Origin of the sequence: Rhodococcus sp. HM1 (assembly GCF_023218075.1) — a bacterium.
Taxonomy (GTDB): domain Bacteria; phylum Actinomycetota; class Actinomycetes; order Mycobacteriales; family Mycobacteriaceae; genus Rhodococcus.
The window spans coordinates 1-15,670 of record NZ_JALPTB010000024.1; the positions used below are offsets into that span (position 1 = coordinate 1).

15 protein-coding genes are annotated in these 15,670 nt (G+C 66.3%); 6 read left to right on the forward strand and 9 right to left on the reverse strand.

Annotated elements, in window-relative coordinates; all coding sequences use genetic code 11:
* Positions 1-712: 712 nt before the first annotated feature.
* From M1M07_RS14220 to M1M07_RS14230, 3 genes are all read left to right on the forward strand, one after another.
* Positions 713-2,191 carry a glyceraldehyde-3-phosphate dehydrogenase gene (locus M1M07_RS14220; protein WP_197252679.1) on the forward strand — a complete coding sequence of 493 codons (1,479 nt, stop codon included), beginning with the start codon at positions 713-715 and terminating at the stop codon, positions 2,189-2,191.
* Between the two features lie 311 nt (positions 2,192-2,502).
* Positions 2,503-3,258, forward strand: coding sequence for an alpha/beta hydrolase (locus tag M1M07_RS14225; RefSeq protein WP_197252680.1), 756 nt, complete (start codon positions 2,503-2,505; stop codon positions 3,256-3,258).
* A 193-nt stretch (positions 3,259-3,451) separates the two neighbouring features.
* Positions 3,452-3,937 (forward strand): hypothetical protein, encoded by a 486-nt coding sequence (locus M1M07_RS14230; RefSeq protein ID WP_248674660.1) that lies wholly within the window; start codon positions 3,452-3,454, stop codon positions 3,935-3,937.
* Positions 3,938-3,966: 29 nt separating this feature from the next.
* On the opposite strand, the gene M1M07_RS14235 is transcribed toward M1M07_RS14230, so the two are convergent.
* Both M1M07_RS14235 and M1M07_RS14240 read right to left on the reverse strand, forming a co-directional pair.
* Complete coding sequence (locus M1M07_RS14235; protein WP_248674661.1) at positions 3,967-5,451, reverse strand: DHA2 family efflux MFS transporter permease subunit; 1,485 nt, start codon at positions 5,449-5,451, stop codon at positions 3,967-3,969.
* Between the two features lie 84 nt (positions 5,452-5,535).
* Positions 5,536-6,201: a PadR family transcriptional regulator gene (locus tag M1M07_RS14240; RefSeq protein WP_248674662.1), complete on the reverse strand. Its 666-nt coding sequence runs from the start codon at positions 6,199-6,201 to the stop codon at positions 5,536-5,538.
* A gap of 286 nt (positions 6,202-6,487) precedes the next feature.
* On the opposite strand from M1M07_RS14240, the gene M1M07_RS14245 reads away from it, so the two are divergent.
* On the forward strand, positions 6,488-6,937 hold the full coding sequence (locus tag M1M07_RS14245; protein WP_197252684.1) for an iron chaperone: 450 nt from the start codon (positions 6,488-6,490) through the stop codon (positions 6,935-6,937).
* Between the two features lie 45 nt (positions 6,938-6,982).
* Here the strand turns inward: M1M07_RS14245 and M1M07_RS14250 are convergent, their stop codons facing one another.
* Positions 6,983-7,456 carry a hypothetical protein gene (locus M1M07_RS14250; protein WP_248674663.1) on the reverse strand — a complete coding sequence of 158 codons (474 nt, stop codon included), beginning with the start codon at positions 7,454-7,456 and terminating at the stop codon, positions 6,983-6,985.
* 179 nt (positions 7,457-7,635) lie between these two features.
* Between M1M07_RS14250 and M1M07_RS14255 the strand changes: the two genes are divergently transcribed.
* A complete protein-coding gene (locus tag M1M07_RS14255) occupies positions 7,636-8,247 on the forward strand; it encodes a phosphoribosylanthranilate isomerase (protein WP_248674664.1) in 612 nt (203 codons plus the stop codon).
* Between the two features lie 65 nt (positions 8,248-8,312).
* On the opposite strand, the gene M1M07_RS14260 is transcribed toward M1M07_RS14255, so the two are convergent.
* From M1M07_RS14260 to M1M07_RS14275, 4 genes are all read right to left on the reverse strand, one after another.
* Entirely contained in the window at positions 8,313-9,269 is a 957-nt protein-coding gene (locus M1M07_RS14260; RefSeq protein ID WP_248674666.1) for a DUF808 domain-containing protein, read from the reverse strand.
* A 105-nt stretch (positions 9,270-9,374) separates the two neighbouring features.
* Positions 9,375-10,133, reverse strand: coding sequence for a cutinase family protein (locus M1M07_RS14265; protein ID WP_248674668.1), 759 nt, complete (start codon positions 10,131-10,133; stop codon positions 9,375-9,377).
* An 82-nt stretch (positions 10,134-10,215) separates the two neighbouring features.
* Positions 10,216-11,253, reverse strand: coding sequence for a TIGR03857 family LLM class F420-dependent oxidoreductase (locus tag M1M07_RS14270; RefSeq protein WP_248674669.1), 1,038 nt, complete (start codon positions 11,251-11,253; stop codon positions 10,216-10,218).
* 54 nt (positions 11,254-11,307) lie between these two features.
* Positions 11,308-11,961, reverse strand: coding sequence for a TetR/AcrR family transcriptional regulator (locus tag M1M07_RS14275; protein WP_248674670.1), 654 nt, complete (start codon positions 11,959-11,961; stop codon positions 11,308-11,310).
* 176 nt (positions 11,962-12,137) lie between these two features.
* Between M1M07_RS14275 and M1M07_RS14280 the strand changes: the two genes are divergently transcribed.
* On the forward strand, positions 12,138-13,364 hold the full coding sequence (locus M1M07_RS14280; RefSeq protein ID WP_197252690.1) for an oxygenase MpaB family protein: 1,227 nt from the start codon (positions 12,138-12,140) through the stop codon (positions 13,362-13,364).
* Positions 13,365-13,427: 63 nt separating this feature from the next.
* Here M1M07_RS14280 and M1M07_RS14285 read toward each other — a convergent pair whose 3' ends face one another.
* A complete protein-coding gene (locus M1M07_RS14285) occupies positions 13,428-14,966 on the reverse strand; it encodes an acyl-CoA carboxylase subunit beta (protein ID WP_248674672.1) in 1,539 nt (512 codons plus the stop codon).
* 68 nt (positions 14,967-15,034) lie between these two features.
* Positions 15,035-15,646, reverse strand: a complete 612-nt coding sequence (locus M1M07_RS14290; RefSeq protein ID WP_248674674.1) for a maleylpyruvate isomerase family mycothiol-dependent enzyme — start codon at positions 15,644-15,646, stop codon at positions 15,035-15,037.
* Positions 15,647-15,670 lie beyond the last annotated feature (24 nt).

Consider the following 15,670-nt stretch of genomic DNA (forward strand, 5'->3'; position numbering starts at 1 on the left):
GGTGGGGCGAGTTGTCGACCCTGGTTCCACGAACTGCCGGCAGGGGGCGATTCGTGGGAGCGAGGTCGTCCGAGTGGACGGAGACAGCTGCGCACCGTTCTTCAGGGTTACGACACTCGGTGCCGAAAATCAAACAGGGACGGTGGTCCGTGCTGCGCCGCCGCAGGGGTCCTTTCGACGGCGGAGGCGACCGGTCTTCGGTCCGCGGGAGCCCATGACTGAGCGCCGGCGGGGGTCGCGTGTTCGATCACCGCAGCGGGTGAGAGCGTGGCCGGTGGGTCGGACATGTGTGCCTCACGGTGAGTGGAGCGTTTCGGGTTCTTCGAGGATCGCGTGCGCGCGGGAGTTCGGAAACGGTCGACCGGCGGGGTGGGGTACCCGTTTCGGACCCTGCTCCGTACCGACCGGTTTCCTTCTTCCGGGAAGGTTCCGGTGCCGCCCGGATCGGCATGAGGGTGCTTTCCGGGACACGCCCGGGGAGAGATTCCCGGTCATCCCGTGAGACGACCAGGCCCACGAGGGTCGGTTTCCGGCTACCGGGCGTCGACCTGTAAGAGCGCTCTCATATGATGGCGCTGCACACGTCGAAATCGGCGTCGGTCGCGAACTGTTCCACCGATCCAGAACGCTGACCGGCGAGTGACGTGCGTCTCGTCCGGGTGGCACCCAACCTGCGGACGGGTCAGTCGAGCCGGAAGGACAGAGGAGCGCAGTGAGCACCCCGGAATTGGCACATTGGAACTCCGAAGAGGCGCTTGCGGAAGCGATGATCCCGATCATCGGCGGCCTGCACCGCCGGCACTCGGTCACGATCTTGCTTCACAGCCGCTCCCTCGTGAACAAGTCGGTCATCGACATTCTGCGGACCCATCGTTTCGCGCGGCAGATCCGCGGCGACGAGCTGTCCGTCGAGGAGACCTTCCCGTTCCTCGAGGCGCTGACCGACCTCGACCTGCGGCCGTCGAAGATCGACCTCGGCCTCCTGGTGACGGCGTACCACGCCGAGGGCGCCGGACGATCGATCCCCGAGTTCGTCGCCGAGAGCCTCGCCGACCTGGTCGGTGGCGGCCAGACGCACACTCCGAAGCCGCAGGACGTGGTCCTGTACGGGTTCGGGCGAATCGGTCGCCTCGTCGCCCGTCTGCTCATCGAGAAGGCCGGCTCGGGTAACGGCCTGAACCTGCGCGCCGTCGTGGTTCGCAAGGGTGGCGGTGACGACCTGACCAAACGCGCCTCGCTGCTGCGCCGCGACTCGGTCCACGGGCAGTTCAACGGCACGATCAAGGTCGACACCGAGAACAACACCCTGATCGCCAACGGCAACGTCATCAAGTTCATCTACAGCAACGATCCGGCGACCGTCGACTACACCGAGTACGGCATCGACAACGCCATCCTGATCGACAACACCGGGATCTGGCGCGACCGTGACGGACTGTCGAAGCACCTCCGCCCCGGTATCGCCAAGGTGGTGCTCACCGCACCGGGCAAGGGCGACCTGCCCAACATCGTGCACGGTGTCAACCACCGCAGCATCGATCCGGCCGAGAAGATCGTCTCGTGCGCGTCCTGCACCACCAACGCCATCGTCCCGCCGCTGAAGACCATGGACGACAAGTTCGGCGTTCTGCGCGGCCACGTCGAGACCGTGCACTCGTTCACCAACGACCAGAACCTGCTGGACAACTATCACAAGGCCGACCGCCGCGGTCGCTCCGCACCGTTCAACCTGGTGCTCACCGAGACCGGTGCCGCTTCGGCGGTTGCGAAGGCCCTGCCCGACCTGAAGGCCAAGATCACCGGCAACTCGATCCGCGTCCCCACGCCGGATGTGTCCGTCGCCATCCTGCACCTGCAGCTGAACCGTGAGACCACCAAGGAAGAGGTGCTCGAGCACCTCCGCCAGGAGTCGCTCACCGGTGCGCTGAGCCGGAACCTCGACTACACGGCTGCCACCGACGCCGTGTCCAGCGACTTCATCGGATCGCGCGCGGCGTGCATCGTCGACGCGAACGCTGCGATCGTCGACGGCGACACCGCCATCCTCTACGTCTGGTACGACAACGAGTTCGGCTACTCCTGCCAGGTGGTGCGTACCGTGCAGTACCTCTCGGGCGTGGAGTACCCGGTCTACCCGTTGACGGACGGTGCTGCCGTGGAGCAGGCCGACCAGCCTGTCGCTACGCACTGACATCGCTCCGGCGGAGCGCCTCCGCCGATCTACTCCTGAAGTGGTGGTTGGTGTACGGAAATATCCGTGCACCGATCACCACTTCGGTGTATTCATTGACCGGAACTGCTCAGCCTTGTGTGCGGGCAGAAAATTGAATGGACGGGCTTCGGCTCGGATTGATAGCGTGCGCCCGACCGTGACTTCACGCGAGGAGGTGAGACCCATGAACGCAACAACCATGTGGGTGCTCCCACTCGTGTTCGCGGTCGGGTGATCGATGCAGGTATCGCCGGGAGCGCCTGAACAAGGCAACCCCGAAAGGCTGCATCATGCACTTCACCTCCGAGACATCGTCGAACGGTGTCATCGAACGTCGATTCACCCTGGATGAGATCACCGGTGTGCTCTGGACGCCCACGTCCGGAACCTCAGGCGCACCGCTGCTGCTGTCCGGGCACTCCGGCGGCATGCACAAGAAGGCGCCGGGACTGGTGGCCGGCGCACTCCACGGCGTGACCGCTCATGGATTCACCGTCGCTGCCATCGACGCGCCAGGCCACGGTGACCGACTACGAAACGCTCAGGATCAACGGTGGGTCGAGGCCATCCATCGGGCGCGCACGGAAGGCGAGCCGATCGCTCCGATCGTCGCCGAGTACAACATGTCGCTGGCGGAGCGTGCGGTGCCGGAATGGCAGGCGACCCTCGACGCGCTACAGGCACTACCCGAGATCGGTGTCGAAGCGCCGATCGGCTACGGCGGCATGAACCTGGGCGTGGCAACCGGGGTGATGTGGGCGGCGGTCGAACCCCGGATCGCTGTCCTCAGCTTCGGCGAAGTCTTCGTGAACGATGATCTGATCGAGGCGGCAAGGAAGGTCACCGTTCCGGTCGAGTGCCGAATTCCGTGGGACGAGAAGGAATTCGACAACGCATCCGGAGTCGCGTTGTTCGACGCCTTCGCCTCGAAGGAGAAGGCGCTGCACGCCTATCCCGGTAGACGCATCCCGGATTACGAGCGCGACAGCTCGGCGCGGTTCTTCGCTCACCATCTCGGCCGCGCTGCCGACGCAGCTTCGAGATGACGTGACCCGTATCGGCGTCCGGTTCCGTGCCGGACGCCGATACCTGCCGTCTCCCGATCGTCCTGGTCGGGAGCGGCACGAGGCGTTGCGATTCGGACCCTCTTTCGCGATGTGTTCAGCAGTGGTGTGCTGGACAGGTCATCACCCGGCCTCCGGGACGGGAGCGGATCACTCAATCATCGAGGAACACGCCATGACCACGATCCACCTTCACCAGACGACCACCGCGACACCCGAGCAATTCATTGCCGGTCTCACCGACTTCGGGCCCGGTCGCAAGGAACTCTTCGGTAACAGCGCGGACAACTATCTCGAGGTGCACAACCGAGGCCCCCACGACGCCGACGTCACCGAGGGCTCGAGTGGAATCTGGGAACGCCTGCACTACGACTGGAGCGACCCTCACCACGTCGTGCTGACGACCACCGATTCCAATCTGTGGGGCGGGGCCTCGAGCCACACCTACACCCTGACGCCGCAGCCGAGCGGTAAGACCGACGTGGACGTGGTCGTGGTCCGTGACGGCAAGAACCTCAAGGGCAAGGTTCTCGCGGGCGTGCTCGGCGTCGTCGGATCACGCGTTCTGGGAAAGCAATTCAAGAAGTCCGTGGAGGCCATCGAAGCTCGCAACCACGGTGCGAGCGGACCGGGCGCACAGGGCACGGGGGGTGATGTATGAACCGGAGCGCGGTACTCGGTGAAGCCGGCTCAGCCCGCGACCTCGGCTTCGGTGGCTTCGGACTCCGGCTCCGAATCCTGGTCTTGCGAACCGCGTCCGACGAACAGCGCGGACGCGACGACACCGACGAGAAGGATCGCGCCGGGTAGGAGCATCGACTGTGCCAGTGCCGCACTGAAGTTGTCGGCAATCTGTTCCGGGATCTTGCCCATCGCGCTTCCGCCGCCCTCAGCGACCTGGGCGTTGCCCAGTCCCTGCGCGGCCATGCGCGATGCGATCAGCGCGCTGATCGCGGCACTGCCCAGGACCGAACCGACCTGGCGGGTGGTGTTGTAGACACCCGCACCGGCACCCGCCAGGTGGATCGGCAGGTTGTGGGTCGCCGTCGATGCGAGCGGCGCCCAGATGCACGAGTTGGACAGGCCTGCAATGCCGGCCACGATCAGGAAGAGCACGATCGGACTGTCGGGCTTCATCAACGCGGAGAAGGCGAACACAGTCATCGCGAAGACCGCGAATCCGATGGTGGGGAGTACCCGCGGCGGCATGCGGTCGGAGATCTTTCCGATCAACGGTGCGGTCAGGCCGGTCACGATCGCCATCGGCGCGAAGACCAGGGCGGCTCGCGTCGGCGTGAATTCGCGCACCGCTTCCAGATAGAAGTACGCGGGCACCATGAGTGAGGTCACGGCGGCACCCATCGCTGCGATGGCGATGCTCGACATCGAGAAGTTGCGGTCGCGGAACAGGATCAGCGGCAACAGCGGTTCGCGCGTGCTACGTGCTTGGTTGACCACGAACAGGACCAGCACGGCGAGCCCGACGACGATCATCACCCAGGTCCAGGCATCCCAATCGCGGGTGTTGCCCTCTTGAATTCCGAAGACCAGCAGGAAGATTCCGATGCCGCTCAGTGCAATGCCGGCAACGTCGAACTTGTGTCGATGGGTTTCGAGATCCGGCACCAGCCAGGCAGCGAGAGCGAAGGCCACGATGCCGATCGGGACGTTGATGTAGAAGATCCAGTTCCAGCCCTGCCAGTCCACGAGCACGCCACCGAGGATCGGTCCGACCAGCGTGGCGAGACCGGCGACACCGCCCCACAGTCCCATGGCCGCACCACGCCTGTCCGGCGGGAAGGTGCGGGTGATGACTGCCATGGTCTGCGGCGTCATCAGGGCGGCACCGAACCCTTGGACGGCCCGGGCGGCGATCAGCATTTCGATCGTGCTCGACGTTGCGCACCACAGTGATGCGAGGGTGAACACCACCAGGCCGGCCAGGTAGACGCGCTTGGGGCCGAACTGATCGCCGAGGCGGCCGGTGAACAGTAGTGGCACCGCATAGGTCAGCAGATAGGCGCTGGTGACCCAGATGACCTTGTTGATATCGGTGTGCAGGTCCGTCATGATCGCGGGATTGGCCACTGCCACGATGGTCATGTCCAGCAGGATCATGAAGAACCCGACCACCAGCGCGGTCAGCGCAAGCCACGGATTTCGTTGGTGTGTCATGGTTTCCATTCCTCGTCCGAAGAACGATCGCTCCATCGATGAAACAACGCGAGTTTTGTTGCAGCGTTGCGGATTCCGCATTCGTCAGCCGTTGTGATCGACGGCCTCGCCCTTCCTCAGTGCGTCGAGGGCCTCGTCGGTCAGTGCCGCTCCCCAGTCGTGACCGAGACCGCAGGCTCCGCCGGAACGCCGATGCCCCGCCTCGCCGGCATCCTCCCATTGCAGCGAACCGTCGCGCAGGTCCCGGACGAGTCCCTCCAGCCACTCGAGATCGTGAGCGGCCTGGCTGCGGAGATACTCGAGGGAGATCCAGTAGCGACGGGGTACCCCGTTGCAGGTCACCCATTCGCGGATCACGTCGAGTTCCTCGAGGTTGTCGCGGAGCCGGGTGATGCGCTCACCGAGTAGGGCGATCACCTCGTCGGCGGGCAGGTTGTGCGCTTCGCCCAGACCGAGAGGGAAGATCGGGTACTCGCGAACGGGCAGTCGGAGAATCTCGGCGATGCGGGTCCGCATTGCCTCCGCACCCGCCGGGGTGATCCGGTACGTGGTTCGCTCGGGCCTGTTCCCTGCCCGCTCGATTCCTAATTCCTGCACCAGGTTTCGCTCCGCAAGGCGGGACACCGTGTGATAGAGCGAGCCTGCTCGGAGTTTGACCAGGTTCTCTTCGCGACGTTGGAGCAGCAATACATACATCTCATAGGGATGCATCGGACGTTCCTCCAGCAGCGCCAGGACCGCGATGGCCATCGGCGTCAACGTGGGATCCGCCTGCGCGCACATCGTGTGGCCTCCCCTCGGCTCTGCCGCACGCACTCCATATGGTCCGGCAACGCTTCCGCAGCGAATATTCCACGCCGAATATACGGCGCGGAATTCGGGGAGGCAATGGGTCGCTCCGGCCGTGTTCGACAGAGGATCGCAGCCGCTCGGCGCAAGCGGGCGTACGTTGTACCCGCAGATACTCGAGAAGCGGATCGATTGCGGGTCGTTGCTGATAATTTCCGCCTTACGGACCTACGAAGGGATGGAACCGATGGCGTCGAATACCGGTGACGAAACGGGCTTCACCGACGCAGAGCGCGCCGCGATGAAGCAGCGCGCTGCCGAACTCCGCGAGCAGGGACGGAGCGGCAAGGGCGCCGCGAAACGGGAGCGTGAGGCGCAGGCGTGCCTCGACGCGATCGCCGCGCTGACCGGCGCCGACAAGCAGATCGCCGAGCGTCTCCACGCGATCGTGACCGAGGAGGCTCCCCACCTCGACCCGAAGACCTGGTACGGCTTCCCCTCCTATGCCCGCGACGGCAAGGTCGTCGTCTTCTATCAACCTGCATCGAAGTTCGACACCCGGTACGGAACGGTCGGTTTCAACGAGGATGCTCTCCTCGACGACGGATCGTTCTGGCCCACGGCTTTCGCGGTGCTCGAGGTGAACGACGAGATCGAGCATCGTCTGCGGGAACTCGTGCGCAAGGCCGCGGGATAGGGCACTCCATCCTTCAGAAGGTCGCCGCGGTGACGTGCAGTTCGGTCATCGAGCAGTGGAGCGTTTCTCGCCCCTCGGTGTACCCCGGGCGGCGCTCGCGATTGCGCGGAGGTCCCTGCGGAGCGCGCGGGCGAGCAACGGTGCGAGCACCGGCAGCAGAACTCGCGCCGCAGGTGTGTTGGGTTCGATTCGCCAGCGGTACGACAGTCGGGTGTCCGGTCCTTCGGGACCGAAGACCGTCTCGTATGTGCCCCCGAAGGGACCGCCCAGCACGGCGTTGACGGTTCTGTTCGGTCGATCGTAGACGGAATAGTCGGAGATCCTGCGGATCGTGATGGGACCGACGCGGAACGCGATCGTGTACCTCGGCGTCCCGTTCGCGCGCATCTCGTAGTCTTCGACCGCGACGATGGAGGGGGACAACTCCACGAACCGCTGTAGCCGGTTGCCGAAGACGAGGTCCCAGGTCTGTTCGGGTCCGAGCCGGAACAGTGCATCGGCGTGGATGATTCGATGCATAAGGATTTCCTCCCGGTCGCTCGGCGCTTCGGTGCTGGTGTGATTCAGCGTGCGCCCCCGGGCGTGGTCCCGATACCCCCCACGCGGGGGGTGGTTCCTCCCGAAGCGGATCGTGTTCGCCGGAGACCGGCACCTGCAATATCGTCGATGAGAAGGCACGCGAGGACGAGAGGCATGCGGTGACGTTCATCAAGATGTGTGGGTTGCGCGACGAGGCGACGGTGGAGCTGGCCGTCGGACTCGGGGTCGACGCAGTCGGCTTCGTTTTCGCCGAGAGCCCGCGCCGCGTGTCCGTCGAGCAGGCGGCGCAACTGCGATCGCGGGTTCCCGCGGGAGTCCTCGCGGTCGGGGTGTACGTGAAGATGCCGCTCGACGAGGTCGTCGCGACCGCGAAAGCCGCGAACATCGATCATGTTCAGGTGCACGACCTGCGGTCCGCGGACGACGTGCGGATGCTGCACGACGCCGGGCTGACGGTGATCCGCGCCGTGAACACCGGCGGTGCCGAGGCACTCGACGAGGACTTCGGCGCCGACCTCCTGCTGGTCGACGGTGCGGTCGCCGGTGCCGGGGTCACGTGGGACTGGCAGGATCGCAGCGGACTGCCGCAGGGCCGGTGGATTCTCGCCGGCGGGCTGAACCCGGGCAATGTGGCCCGCGCGGTCGAGACGTCGGGTGCGTGGGGTGTGGATGTGTCCAGCGGCATCGAGTCGAGCCGCGGCGTCAAGGACCCGGAACTGATGAGAGCGTTCGCCGACGCGGTGCGCGGGATCGGCCGGGCAGGGGCGTAGCGAACCGGATCCGCCGAGCGAGAAGACAGCGGCGCGCGGACGGCAGCGCGCGGCTGTCTACCGCCTCAGTGGACCTCGTGCGCGTGCTTCTTGCGCTTCGGAATCAGGTGCATGATCAGCACGACCAGCGCGCCGAGGACGAGGCCGACGAGGGCCGATGCCACCGTGCCCGCGGTCCACGACAGGACACCACCGAACCCGCCGTGCACGAGCTCACCGAACCAGTGCTCGAGATCGTGGAGCCGATCGGCCGGCCAATGGAACCCGGCCTCGCCGACATTGACAATCAGGATGTGGCCACCGACCCACAGCATCGCGGCGATACCGACGACGGTCAGCACCGACATCACCTTGGGCATCGCGGCGACGAGACCGCGGCCGATCTTCTGGCTGAACTTCGATTCGCGTCCGGCGAGCGCCAGGCCCACGTCGTCCATCTTCACGATCAACGCGACCACGCCGTACACCAGGGCGGTGATGAGGATGGCGACGACGATGAGCACCAGCAGCCGGGTGAGGAACGGTTCGTTCTCGACCGACGACAGGGAGATCACCATGATCTCGGCGGACAGGATCAGGTCGGTGCGGATCGCACCGCTGACCATCGTCTTCTCGAACGCGGGCCCCTTCTCGGCCGCGGTGGCGCCCTCTTCCTCGTGGTGCCCGCCGGTGAGCGCTTCGTAGACCTTCTCGGCGCCCTCGTAGCAGAGGAACAGGCCGCCGGCGATCAGCAGGTACGGCAGCGCCTGCGGCAGGAACTCACTGAGGATCATCGCGACCGGCAGGATGATCAGCAGTTTGTTCCGGATCGATCCGATCGCGATCTTGCGGATGATCGGCAGCTCGCGGTCGGGGGTGAACCCGTGCACGTAGCGCGGGGTGACGGCCGTGTCGTCGACGACCACACCCGCCGCCTTCACGCTGGCCTTACCGGCGGCTGCACCTATGTCGTCGATGGATGCTGCAGCTGCCTTCGCAATCAGCGCGACGTCGTCCAGCAGGGCGACGAGACCACCAGCCACGGGAACCTCCCTCTTTCGGCTGTGCCGAGCCGAACGCGACACACACTGTTGCGAGTCCTCTCGAACGGTACCGAATTCGCGGTGACGGACACCAACGAGCCGCGGTCAGCCGATCCGGACCACTGCGGTCCGCGGATGCTCGACAAGATCGATCATCGCGTCGACGAACGGACGGTCGCCGACGGTCAGTTCCACATAGTGCTGATGAATCGCGAAGTAGCGCTCGACGCGGCGCGCGGCTTCACTGGAGTCCGCGCGCGGGTCGACCATGTCGCAGACGGCGTCGCCCAGGGCGCAAACCGTGGCGACCGGAACGGTCCCGAACCCAGCACGCTCACCCGTGAACGAGATCCCCGGAAGAGCACCGGGCGCGACGACCTCCGCGCCGGTGCCGGGGGTACGCGGGTCGGCGATCACCACCCCGGCGAGATCGGCCGGGCGGTCCAGGTCCTGCGTGAGATCGGCGAGGACGTCACCGGCGATCGCGGCACCCTGGGAGAAGCCGACGACGCGATACGCCGCCCCGGGGCACTCGGCGTGGGCGAGGGTGATCTGCCGGTGCAGTTCACGGACTCCGATCTCCTTGGACCGGTCGTACGTGTGGCTCCCGAGCGGACTGATCTCCCCCGGATAGTCGATCCGCACGGTGCGTGCCCCGCGTTCGGCCAGGCCCTCGAGGATCGGATGGACCGTCGATGTGGGCTTGCCGACCTTGAGGGTGCCGTCGACACCGAAGACGATCGTGTGCGGACACGTACCTTGTTCCGGCGGGGACGCAGCGGCGGGACCGGTCGCGAGCCCGGCGATCGCGACCGCGGCAACGGCGATCGTACCGAACCGTGTCGCTCGCGGCCGCCGGTGCATGTGTGCTCCTCCCCTGATCCGCGTGGACGGTATCAGGGGTCGGTGGTCGGCGTCGTCGTGCGTTCGGACGACCGTGCCCGGATCACCTCGCGCGATAGGCGGTGACGATCGGCTCCAGTTCGTCGGGTGTGCAACCGTGCAGGATCACCGCGTCGGCGCCGTAGTCGAACTCGCGTCGGATCCGCTGTGCGCACTGCCCGGCGGATCCGGTGGCCGCGGGTTCGAGCCATTCGTCGGGAAGCAGCGTCGCGATGTGCTCGATCTGGTCGGCCGACGCCTTGTGGTCGATCCCACCCGGAATCGAGAGAAGCACCGGGTCGCTTCGGAAGCGTTGCAGCACAGCGGGATCCCAGTTGTTCGTCCGCACCAGCAGATCGCCGTAACCCTGCAGGTACGTCGCGAGCCGCGCCACCGACTTCTTCAACCGCAGTTCCTCGGGCAGGTGGTCGCCGACGGTCGCGAGGCACGACCACACCCGGACGTCGTCGGGGTCGCGGCCCGCCTCTTCGGCGGCCTTCTTCACGATTGCCACCGACCGTTGCAGGGTCTCGGGTGTGAAGTAGGTGTGCAGGACGACGTCGTCGAACGCCCGTCCTCCCAGCGCGAGTGAGCGTGGCCCGAACGCCACCAGGGCGAGGCGGATGTCCTCGTCGAAATCGGGATCGAGGAACAGCAGCGGGTATTCACCGATCGGACCGGAATGTCCGACGACGACCTCGCCGCGCCACAGCCTGCGCATGACCTGCGCGAAGTCCTCCATCTGCGCGGTGGTCACCTCGGGCACACCGAACGCGGAGTACAGAGCGGCGATGCCGCGGCCGATCCCGAGGGTGAACCGGCCACCGGAGAGGCGGTGCATCGTGGTGGCCCACGAGGCGGTGATGAGCGGGTGCCGGGTGTTGTGGTTGGTCGCCGCGGTGGCGATGCGCATGCGCTCGGTGACCGCGCACGCCGCCCCGGTCAGCGACGAGGCCTCCTTGATGTTCCACCGTTCGGAGATGAACGCGGTGCCGAAGCCGAGTTTCTCCCCGCGGCGGGCCTCCTCGACCAGAGTTCTCGGCCCGTCGCCGCCCGCCCCGGCCAGCAGGTAGTAACCCAGTTCGTCGAGCGTGTGGTGCACGGTTGGGCCTTCCGACGACGGCGGGGTGGGAACATCCTTGCTTCGGTGGGTGACTCAGCCGGCTTCCTGTTGCGGCACCTGCAGCATGGGCACCAGGAATCGGCGTGCGATCGCCGTCAGTTCGGCGTCGTCGTCGAGATCGACGATGCGACTGGGAAAAGCGAGGAACGAGCCGGTGATCCGGACCATCATCTCCGCGACCAGGTCGACGTCGAGTTCCGCGGCGACGGTGCCGGACGCCTGCTCGCGTCGAAGCTGCCCGGCAACGAATATCTGTACTGCCGAGAGCATTTCGCCGTTCGCACCGATGATGGATCCGGCGAACGAGGTGGGGTCGGTTTCGATCAGCGCGGTGACGAGCGGATTGGTGCGGATCGTCCGCAGTGAGCTCACGAAGCCGAGGATCACACGGTCGGCGACCGTGGGGGCGCCGGCGACCTCTTCGATGAACCGGGTGAAATACCGGCTGAACTCCCGCAGGATCACCTGGTCGACCAGGGCCTCCTTGGTGTCGAACTTGCGGTAGATCGTGATGCGGGAAAGGTTGGCGCGCTTGGCGACATCCTCCATCGTCGACCGCTGAATGCCCATCCGGCAGAACTGGTCGTATGCCGCATCGAGCAGACGGGTTCGGGTCGTGTCGGGGTCGTCCGCCGGCTCGACGGCGTCGCTGTACGCGCGTTCGAGAAGCGACGTCGATCTGAACAATCCCGACCTGGTCGACGATCTTGATTCCACGGCTACCTCCTGTGATGACCCTGTTACAGGGTGACGCTTCGGGACGGATTCCGGGAATCTTCCGTGAGGATCGTGGCGATGTGCTCTCCTGATACAGGGTAACTGCTGCTGTTACATTGCCACATCGAAGCCAATGGGGGCTGCGGATGTCCGATTTGAGCAGACGGAACGTTCTGAAAGCCGGAGGGGCGCTCGCGGCGCTCGGGGCGGTCGCGGCGGCGACCCCGGCGCAGGCTCGTCCGTGGAGATGGTCGCCGGCCGGGTCGATACCCGGTACCGGCGACGGAGCGGATCCTCACCTGGTGTGGGATGAGGAGGCGGACACGCTGGTCGCGTCGCTGTTCGAGCGCGGTGAGGTCCCCTTGGTCAACGACCTGTTGCGCGGGTGGAAGAAGAACGGGCAGCCGCTCCCCGCCGGGCTGCCTGCCGACCTGCACGCCTTTCTCGAGCGGCATCGACAGCTCCCGGAATGGGCGGATGTCGGAAAGCTCGCCACTGCAGTGAAATTCAACGACAAGCGCGGGCTCTATCTCGGTGTCCTCTACGGCTTCGCGAGCGGCATGATGAGCACCGTCATCCCGAAGGAATCGGTCGCCGTCTACTACTCCAAGGGCGGCGCCAACATGAAGCGCCGCATCTCGCGGACGGCGAAACTCGGCTACGACATCGGTTCGCGCAACGCCTATCTGCCCGACGGCGAGATGATCGTGACGGGCCTGAAAACACGTCTCGCGCACGCCGGGGTGCGGCACCTGCTGCCGCAGTCGTCGCACTGGATCGACGTGGCGCCCGAGGAATATCCCATCAGTCAGCACGACATCATGGTCACCTGGCACAGCCTCCCGACCTCGGTGATGCGCGTGCTGAAGAACTGGCAGGTGCCGGTCGCCGCGGACGAGAGCGAGGCGTTCCTGCATTCGTGGCAGGTCAGCGCGCACATGCTCGGTGTCCAGGACCAGTACATTCCCGCGACGTGGGCAGACGCCGAAGCCCAGGCGACGCAGGTGCTCGATCCGATCCTGGCGCCGACCCCGGAGGGGCTGAAGCTCGCCGACATGCTCCTCGATCTCGGTGCGGGACTGGACTTCACGTTGCTGACCCGGCCGATCCTGGGGGCACTGACCCGCTACGTGCTCGGCGACCGGATCGCCGACTGGCTGAAGATCCCTCCCGAGCCGGTCTGGGGCACGCTGCTGAACGTCGGGTGGCGGCCGTTCATCGCGGTGCGCGAAGGCCTGCTGCCGTTGCCGCTCGCACCGGACGCCTACTGGGCGTTCGACGAACTGCTGCGCCAGTTCGTGTTGTTGTACATGTCGGAGTTGCAGACGATCAGCATCGAGATCCCGACGTTCAACAACCCCAACTACCCGTAGGTGCGGCTTCGCCGCCGGTGTGCCTTTGTGGCGGTCAGGGCCGCCACAAAGGCACACCGGGGTTCACCAGGTATCTACGGCACCACCGCTTCCCGAGATCTCCCCGCCGGCGGCCGCAGCCTCCACCAGATGAGCTATGAGAGAGCGGGTTTCGGCAGGGTCGATCACGTCGTCGATCTCGAAGTACCGGGCCGCGTTCAGGCCGGTGGAGTTGGCTCGCAGCATCTCGGTCAGTTGCCGGACCCGTTCCTCGCGTTCGTCGTCGTCGGTGATCGCCTCGAGTTCGGCGCGCATCGACAGTCGCACGGCGCCTTCGAGTCCCATCGCGCCCATCGTTGCTCCGGGCCACGCGATCGTCATCAACGGCGAGTGGGTGCTGCCCGCCAGCATCGCCTGGGCACCGAGTCCGTAAGCGCGCCTGAGGATCACACCGATGAATGGCACCTGGATCCGGGCCGCGGCGACGAGCAGCCGTGACGCGTGCCGAACCAGCCCGGTCCGTTCCGCGTCCGGGCCGACCATGATGCCCGGGGTGTCGACGAGCGAGATCACCGGGAATCCGTATGCGTCGCACAACTGCAGGAACCGGGCGGCCTTGTCGCTGCCGTCGGAGGTGATCGCCCCGGCCGTGTGGCGGGAATCGTTCGCGAGGATCCCGACCGTGCGGCCCTCGATCCGTCCCAGGGCGGTGTACAGCTCGGGTGCGAAGCCGGGCCGCAGCACGGTGACGGACTCCTCGTCGCACAGGGTCTCGACGACGGGCGCGACGTCGAAGGTCGTGCGTTCGTGCTCGGGGACGAGATCCCGGAGAACGGATTGATCTGCTGCGGACCATGTCTCGGACCTTCCGAGGAAGTAGCCGAGCAGGTGGCACGCCATTTCCGCCGCGTCCTCGGAGTCGTCCACCGCGACGTCGACGACCCCGTTCTCGATCATCACGTCGAGCGGCCCGATGTCGGCGGCGGCGACGTCGCCCAGCCCACCGCCGGAGATCATCGCCGGACCGCCCATGCCCAGCGACGCACGCGGTGTTGCGACTATGAGGTCGGCGCAACCGGCGATGACGGCGTTCCCGGCGAAGCAGTTGTCGTCGACGACGGCGATCCGCGGTACCCGACCCGACAGCGCCGCCCACTCGGCGAACGTGGTCACGTCCAGAGCCGACACCAGCGGCAGATCCGTATCGCCGGGGCGCCCGCCACCGCCGGAGGCGACGAACACGGTGGGCAGGCGGAGTCGGCCGATGACCTCGATGAGGCGATCGGTCTTGCGGTGCCCGCGCATCCCCTGGGTTCCCGCCATGACGAGATAGTCGTAGGACAGGACCGCGCACGGCCGTCCGTCGATCGTGGCCACTCCCCCGACGATGCCGTCCGCGACCGTGCGGTCGAGCAGTTCGTCCATGCTGCGGCGCGCTTCCTGCGCCGCGGTGACGAAGCGGCCGTACTCGACGAAGCTGCCCGGATCGACGATGCGCGCGATGTGTTCTCGGGCGGTGGTCCCGCCGCGAGCGTGCAGTTTCTCGACGGCGTCGGGCCGCGCCGAGTCCTCGGTGAGGGCTCGGCGTGCGAGTACGTCCAGGAGATCGGGGCGAATCGTCATGCCGACACAATAGAAACCGTGTGCCGGCCGCCCGCACCCGCGATCGTCACAGGCGCTGTCGGCGCAGGTCAGGCTCGTTCTATGCGCGAACGCAACAAGTCCAGGCCGGGACCCTCGAGTTCGTCCAGCACGGCGGGCCGGCCGACCATCGCCAACGCGAGTGCTTCGCCGGTGGCTCGCACGATCGGGCCATCGCCCCGCTCCCACGCAATGTCGGTGGCGACGAGACGCAGCCCGCGGATATAGCGGGAGGGGCGGGCGAACGGATCCGGACGGTCGAGGACCAGGCGAAGACGATCGGCGTCGATGGCCCGGGGAATCCCCAGGGGGCGCCGGATGTCCTGTTGGTGCACAAGATGATCGGCGAGGGTCAGCCGCGGGAACCAACGGGGAAACCAGCTTCCGGAGATCGACGTCGCCAACCCGTCGACGAGGCGATCGACGGGTACGTTGCGTGCTGCCTCGACGTAGTGTCGGTTGAGGCGGTCGGCGGACGGATTGCGCAGGCCGGCGAGGAAATAACGGTGGAACGGCACACCGTCGATCGACAGGTGGCCGGCGACGTCCCGCACGGACCACCCCTCGCAGAGCGACGGCGTCGCCCACTGTTCCGGTGTCAGCGAGCGGAGCAGATCCACGAGTTCGGCACGTTCGGCGATAATGTGCTCACGGGTGTTCACAGATCCACCACACCTCGAGCGCAC

What these genes read in the sequence shown, in the direction of transcription:
- M1M07_RS14225 (WP_197252680.1), top strand. Translation starts at nt 2,503, where the DNA reads ATGCACTTCACCTCCGAGACATCGTCGAACGGTGTCATCGAACGTCGA.
- M1M07_RS14230 (WP_248674660.1), top strand. Translation starts at nt 3,452, where the DNA reads ATGACCACGATCCACCTTCACCAGACGACCACCGCGACACCCGAGCAA.
- M1M07_RS14235 (WP_248674661.1), bottom strand. Translation starts at nt 5,451, where the DNA reads ATGACACACCAACGAAATCCGTGGCTTGCGCTGACCGCGCTGGTGGTC.
- M1M07_RS14240 (WP_248674662.1), bottom strand. Translation starts at nt 6,201, where the DNA reads ATGGCCATCGCGGTCCTGGCGCTGCTGGAGGAACGTCCGATGCATCCC.
- M1M07_RS14245 (WP_197252684.1), top strand. Translation starts at nt 6,488, where the DNA reads ATGGCGTCGAATACCGGTGACGAAACGGGCTTCACCGACGCAGAGCGC.
- M1M07_RS14250 (WP_248674663.1), bottom strand. Translation starts at nt 7,456, where the DNA reads ATGCATCGAATCATCCACGCCGATGCACTGTTCCGGCTCGGACCCGAA.
- M1M07_RS14265 (WP_248674668.1), bottom strand. Translation starts at nt 10,133, where the DNA reads ATGCACCGGCGGCCGCGAGCGACACGGTTCGGTACGATCGCCGTTGCC.
- M1M07_RS14280 (WP_197252690.1), top strand. Translation starts at nt 12,138, where the DNA reads ATGTCCGATTTGAGCAGACGGAACGTTCTGAAAGCCGGAGGGGCGCTC.
- M1M07_RS14285 (WP_248674672.1), bottom strand. Translation starts at nt 14,966, where the DNA reads ATGACGATTCGCCCCGATCTCCTGGACGTACTCGCACGCCGAGCCCTC.